6 protein-coding genes are annotated in these 6,239 nt (G+C 32.6%); all 6 read left to right on the top strand.

The genetic code is table 11. From position 1 onward, the window contains the following. Positions 1-146 precede the first annotated feature (146 nt). The 6 genes from KW502_RS14880 to KW502_RS14855 all read left to right on the top strand — a co-directional run bounded on the left by KW502_RS14880 (position 147) and on the right by KW502_RS14855 (position 6,068). Positions 147-698 (top strand): hypothetical protein, encoded by a 552-nt coding sequence (locus KW502_RS14880; RefSeq protein ID WP_219041347.1) that lies wholly within the window; start codon positions 147-149, stop codon positions 696-698. A gap of 146 nt (positions 699-844) precedes the next feature. Further along, a complete protein-coding gene (locus KW502_RS14875) occupies positions 845-1,489 on the top strand; it encodes a hypothetical protein (RefSeq protein WP_219041346.1) in 645 nt (214 codons plus the stop codon). 838 nt (positions 1,490-2,327) lie between these two features. After that, positions 2,328-3,158 carry a hypothetical protein gene (locus KW502_RS14870; protein ID WP_219041345.1) on the top strand — a complete coding sequence of 277 codons (831 nt, stop codon included), beginning with the start codon at positions 2,328-2,330 and terminating at the stop codon, positions 3,156-3,158. A gap of 339 nt (positions 3,159-3,497) precedes the next feature. Then, positions 3,498-4,958: an SIR2 family protein gene (locus tag KW502_RS14865; RefSeq protein ID WP_219041344.1), complete on the top strand. Its 1,461-nt coding sequence runs from the start codon at positions 3,498-3,500 to the stop codon at positions 4,956-4,958. A gap of 2 nt (positions 4,959-4,960) precedes the next feature. Then, positions 4,961-5,452: a TIR domain-containing protein gene (locus tag KW502_RS14860; protein WP_219041343.1), complete on the top strand. Its 492-nt coding sequence runs from the start codon at positions 4,961-4,963 to the stop codon at positions 5,450-5,452. A gap of 19 nt (positions 5,453-5,471) precedes the next feature. Then, the gene (locus KW502_RS14855) at positions 5,472-6,068 is read left to right on the top strand and encodes a TIR domain-containing protein (RefSeq protein WP_219041342.1); all 597 of its coding nucleotides are present in this window, start codon (positions 5,472-5,474) and stop codon (positions 6,066-6,068) included. Positions 6,069-6,239: the final 171 nt, after the last annotated feature.

The raw sequence follows: 6,239 nt of genomic DNA, 5'->3' as shown, positions 1-6,239 counted from the left end.
GACTAAAACGAACTTTTAAGGCATTAATACAAAAGCAAACAAAAATTAATGCAAATTTTGGCTTTACCCCTAATTTCAATTATTTTTAAAAAAAAATTAGGTAGTTTTGAGACAGACTGCCGTTGTAAAACATTTAAGAAAACTCAATGGCAATAAACCAATTTCTAACATTTGTACTTCCCAAAAAGCCGATTGAAGAAAAATATGGCGGAATACCGAAACAGCTCGAAATTAAACACGCTGAATGGGAAAAGTATTGGAAAAACTACGATATGGAATTGGACGATGCGCCAGAACCTGAATTTGAAGATGCGATTTCAACAAAATGGTGGAAAGGAATTGAAATTGATATTTCGGAATTAAGAAAAGACATTGACAAAATAATCACTCGTGCGGAATGGAATGGCGGAACGAGTTGGAAAACGGAAAAAGCGGAATTTGACCACGATTTAAGCATAGATTTTAACGACAAAGAAAATTACATTGAGGATTTTCGATTTCGTACTGACTTGACCGACTCAACTCTGACTTTTATAAAATCAATGTTGGATTTATGCGAGAGAAACGAATGGATTTTAATGGACGACAAAGGGAATTTGTGCGAACCGAAAATTCAAAATTTAGCGGAATTAATTAAAGATTCAGACGCGGACAGATTTTTAAGAAATCCGACTGAATTCTTTGAAAATATAAAATAAAAAAACGTGCTACAACAATGTATAACCGCAATTACGGCGGATTCGACTACGTCCGAATCCACTCGGAATTGCTAACGTCTGTGCCAACCCGAAAATTAACGCATATTAACCCGTAACTGACGGTTATACGAACCGTTGGCAAATATATGAATCGATTATCAACATTAATAATAGTATTTATAACTGCACTTTCTTTACAAAGTTGTAATTCCGACACTAAAAGTGATGAAGAAATAATATCAAATATTCTTCCTCAAATCGTTGATAGTTTAGAAATTCAACACATACAATTTCCGCCGCCGCCGCCTCCAAACGATTCAATAAAAATATATCCTGATTTAATAAAGTGGAGAAAAAAATTGGACAGCATCGAATCGCAAGATAAGATGATTATTCTTGTAGATGATACTTTAGAAATTATTGAAAAAGACAATTTCAAAATCAAAAAAATTCTTGAAAGCAACAATTTTTCGAGTCTTTCAGCGTCATTTGAACAAAATAAAATACCGAGAAAAATCGATTTAAAAAAGCTAAATAATTTTAATGATTATGAGTTCCTTTATATGAGTAATCATATAAAAACTGGTTTACAAATATTCGACATTGAAAACAAAAAATTTGGAGGTCTGCTTAGATTTTCACAAGTTTATTTAAATGAATCAAAAAGTAAAGGAATTTTAAAGTGCTCATATATAATCTCCAGAGATTTTGGACAAGGATATATTCTTACGATTGAAAAAATAGAAAATCAATGGAGAATAACTGAATTTCATTTTAACTGGATATCATAAAAAATACATTTGCCAACAACGTATATAACAAATAGCTACGTTTACTCTAAAGCGAAAATTTTGGTATATTTGGTAAATCGCCAAATCTTTTGATTTGGCTTTTGAAAAGCAAAGATAAAAACAAAATACAAAAGTTTTGGCTTGTAGTTTGGCGGAAAGGTTCTCTCCTATTTACACGTTACTTTTCATATGTGTGCCGAGAGTAACGATCGGCTGAAAGTCGTTACGCAACTGTTTATAAGATGGTGGAACCGACCCACCAATGTTGTCCTACAGGGGAGAGCGTTAAACCACCATAAGGTGCTTTGATAAAGAGTCAAGGTATTGAGCGTTATGGAAAAGGCTATGCCACGAGCTAGTCAGGTATGAATACTGGAGATGAATGCAAATGAACCTCTGATGAAGTGTCGAGAAAGTGCAACCTTCTGTCAAAAGTGTTTGAAGTATGACCAACATTATAAGTCCAGCGGTCACCTGTTTATTGGTTGGGCGGCAGGCGTCATTTAGGAGGCATGACCAGTATTTGGGCTTATTTACGGAACTCGGGAACCTGTGCCAAGATGCAAAGTGAAATGTACAATAGCGCAAACTAGAGGCAGAATAGCGATGCTTGGTATAGGGGTGGACTAACTCGTAGTAGTGAAGAAGCTCCTGTAATGGGAGTGGAGCAAAGGGGTTAGCTAATTTGATGTACATACTGCCAACTTGAAAAAAGGATGAGCTATTTTTGTATGTCAAGTTAGAAGAGCCGTATGATGGGAGACTATCACGTACGGTTCTGTGAGAGGCTCGGGGTGAAAATCCCCTTGCCTACTCGACACTCAACGTTGCCAACAATATGAAAAAAACTCTATTCATAACATTATTACTGACTTTTTCAACTTTTGTCTACTCACAAAATTCAAAAGAAGAAACAAATGCTTTTTTTGAACAAATTCAATCTCGGAAAATTATTGAGAATGTATTTAATACTGTAAAAGAATCTATCAAATCAAATGAAAATGAATTATTTGAAAGTCAAGGTTTAAAATATGGAAAAGCAGAAGACATTGAAGTTTTTCATAATTTTCTTGATGAAGAAATCAATTTATTTATTGATGACACATACAATGAAATGAGATACAAATATTCCTCTAAACCTAAAGATAGTATCATAAAATATATTTCTATTGCTAAAGAAAACCAAAATGAGGTTTTGGAAAAAACTGGATTTAAAAAAGAATTAGAGTCTATACTAAAGGAAAAACAAGTTTATCTGATTAATGATATAAACCTAACTTTACGAGAAATAAGAGCTAAAAACAATCCATTGATTTTAAAAGTAATCGAAAATGGAAAAGAATCTGATGTTTCTAAAATAGACTTGGACTTGTTTTTAAATATTAAAGATGAAAAGAATTCAAAACTGTCTATTTTAAACAAAGATAATTCGGAAATAACGCTGCCTGAAAACTTTGATTTTGAATTAATCGAATCACTAACAATCAAATATCTCGGAAATGAGTATTTAGTAAACAGATTCAATGGTTCAATGCCAAAAGAAATACAAGAACTGACGAGCCCTTTATCCAAATATTGTTTTGAGCAGCTCGAAAAATGGACATTACTAATAGATGATAATAATATAATATTGGAAACAAGAGGTTCAGTTGGACAAAAAAGGAAATAAATACTGTTGGCAACACCGGTAACCGTTGCACAAGTCTAAATTTCTAAGAAAAGAGGGTTATTCTGATTTTTATGAATAGTTAAATTTTTGATTTATAAGGGTATGGTGTTATTGAAGTCTACTATTAATTTTAAATTTGATTAAGAAAGAGGTTGTGCAACAGGCACACCGTGTAAAAAACATTGCTTATTTTAGTTAAACAGTTTGGTCGTTGCCCGTTTGCCAGCTCTGATTTTCCTGCGAAAAATCCTCGCACACAAACACGCAACGTTACTTACATAAACACGTTATGTTTCATACAGGAAAACCAAAAAATGAACTAAAATCACAAAATAAAAAATGGAATTTACTCAAAACCAAATGAAGTTTATAACTGATTTTATAACTGAAATCAATAATGGTGATGCTGCAATCTTTGCGGGTGCAGGACTTTCTGCTGCTTCGGGTTTTGTAAATTGGAAAGAACTACTAAGAGACTTAGCGGATGAATTGAAATTAGATATCGAAAAAGAGCACGACTTAATTTCAGTTGCACAATATCATTTCAATAAATTCAAAAGGGGTAAGATAAACAACAAAATTATTAATGAATTTACGACCCTTACAACAGGGAATGAGAATCACAAAATTTTATCCAGACTTGACATTGATACATATTGGACTACAAATTATGATAAACTGATTGAGAGAAGTTTAGAATCAGAAGGTAAAACCGTAGAAACCAAAATCAGGAATCTTGATTTTTCTAGAAATATCAAGAAAAAGGATGCTATTGTTTATAAAATGCACGGTGATAAAGATTCACCAGATGAAGCCATTTTAACAAAAGATGATTATGAAACATATAATGATAAAAAAGAATTTTTCTCGACTGCACTAAGAGGAGATTTACTGTCTCAAACTTTTTTATTTATTGGTTTCAGTTTTGACGACCCTAATTTGGAATATATTTTAAGTCGAATCAAAGTACTACTAAAAGATAACACACCCACTCACTATTGTTTTTTTAAAGAGCTAAGTCAAGCTGACTTCAATGACCTTGATAAGTCAGATGAGGAAAACAAAGAGGATTTCATTTACGCAAAAATCAAACAGGAGTTAAAAATTGACGATTTAATTAGATACGGTATTCACGCTGTAATGATTAAAGAATACAACGAGATAACAGAAATCTTAGGAGAAATAGAAAAGAGAATAAAAAGACGAAATATTTTTGTTTCAGGTGCTGCACACGATTACACGCCTTATAGTGAATTAGAAGCTAAAGACTTGATTCACTCTCTTAGTTATAAATTGGCTCAAGATGAATATAAAATAGTTTCAGGTTATGGTCTTGGAATTGGCAGTATTGTGATAAATGGAGCACTCGATTTTAAGCTAAATTCAAATTATAGAAATCTAGATGATTTATTGATTCTTAGACCTTTTCCTCAAATACAATCAGGCACTAAGAGTATTTCAGAAGTATGGACGGAATATAGAAATGAAATGATATCTAAGGCAGGTATTGCAATTTTTGTATTTGGCAATAAAATAGTTGACGGTGAATTAGTTAACTCAAACGGAATGGAAGAAGAGTTTCAAATCTGCCTCAAACATAATGTTATCCCAATACCAATTGGTACAACAGGCTCTGTTTCTAAGGACTTATGGAAGGAAGTAACAAGCAAATTACAAAGCTATTATCCAACGAACACAGACTTACACAATGCCATAAAGGAACTTGGCAGAGACAATGCGACAAAAAAGGAAATAATAAATAACACAATAAAAGCAATTAATATTCTACAAAAAACATAGTTATGGCGAGAAAAGTATTTACAAGTTTTCATTACGTTCCTGATAATTGGCGAGCAAACCAAGTCAGAAATATGGGTAAAATTGAGGGTAACAGTATCGTAACCTCAAACAAATGGGAAGAAGTCACCAATGGTGGTAATTCGGCAATTGAAAAATGGATTAACGATAATATGTATGGTAAATCTTGCATTGTCGTTTTTGTTGGAGAGAATACGGCAGGTCGGAAATGGATAAAACACGAAATAAAAAAAGCTTGGGAAGACGGGAAAGCTTTGGTTGGAATACACATTCATAATCTGAAGGACAAAGATGGAAACCAATCAAATAAAGGAAGAAATCCTTTTGAAGATTTTAACGTTAATGGTAAATCTCTTTCTTCTATAGTTAAGTGCTATAATCCACCCTACTCAACTAGTACGAACGTTTATTCACATATAGAAGATAACATTGAAGATTGGATAGAAGAAGCTATCGAAATACGAGCCAACAACTAATTGAAAAAGTGCTGTTTAAATGGCTAGGAGCGTTTATTTTTCATTTCATTACCAAGACGTAGTTGACTTCCGAGCAAATGTGGTACGTAATAGCGGGAAGTTTAGAAAAAAAGGAGATGTATTTCGTGATTCTTCAATTTGGGAGGAAGCTAAAGAAAAACAAGTCCTAAAGATTAAATCTCTTATAGATGATGAGTTAAAAGGTTCAAGTGTAACCTGTGTTCTAATTGGCTCTGAAACTTATTCTAGGCGTTGGGTTCGATATGAAATATTCAAAAGCTTTCAAATGAAAAAAGGACAAGTTGGAGTTGGAATAAATTGGATTAAAGATAAGCACGGTAAAACAAAATTTTGGAGAGGAGAAAATCCTTTCAGTTATCTTTCATTAAAGGTAAGTACAGATGGGAAAACTCTTGACTTATTTGAATACAAGGAAGATGATTGGATTAAATATAAAGACTTGCCAAGAATTAAAAACTCACACTTTAAAGAAAGTGATTTTGGTAAAGAATTCACTTTATCTGATTTCTATAAACGTTATAGTTATGATTGGAATAATGGTAAAGAAAATTTCCAAAATTGGATTGAAGAAGCAGCTATTAATGCAAATAGATAAGGAACTACATAACAACAGAAAAAAAAGTACGAAAACACAACAATGGTAACCGTTGCACAACCCCATAATTAAAAAAAAACGTATTCATTTAAACCGCTTTAGAGCGGTTTTCTAGTTTTATATCGTTTGTAAATTAGCAAAATGAAGTGCCTTTAAAATGTATCTGTAGGC

Source organism: Mesonia aestuariivivens, assembly GCF_019311235.1.
GTDB classification, from domain to species: Bacteria; Bacteroidota; Bacteroidia; order Flavobacteriales; family Flavobacteriaceae; genus Mesonia; species Mesonia aestuariivivens.
The sequence above is the reverse complement of the archived record's forward strand: the minus strand, read 5'-3'. Positions and strand labels throughout refer to the sequence as shown.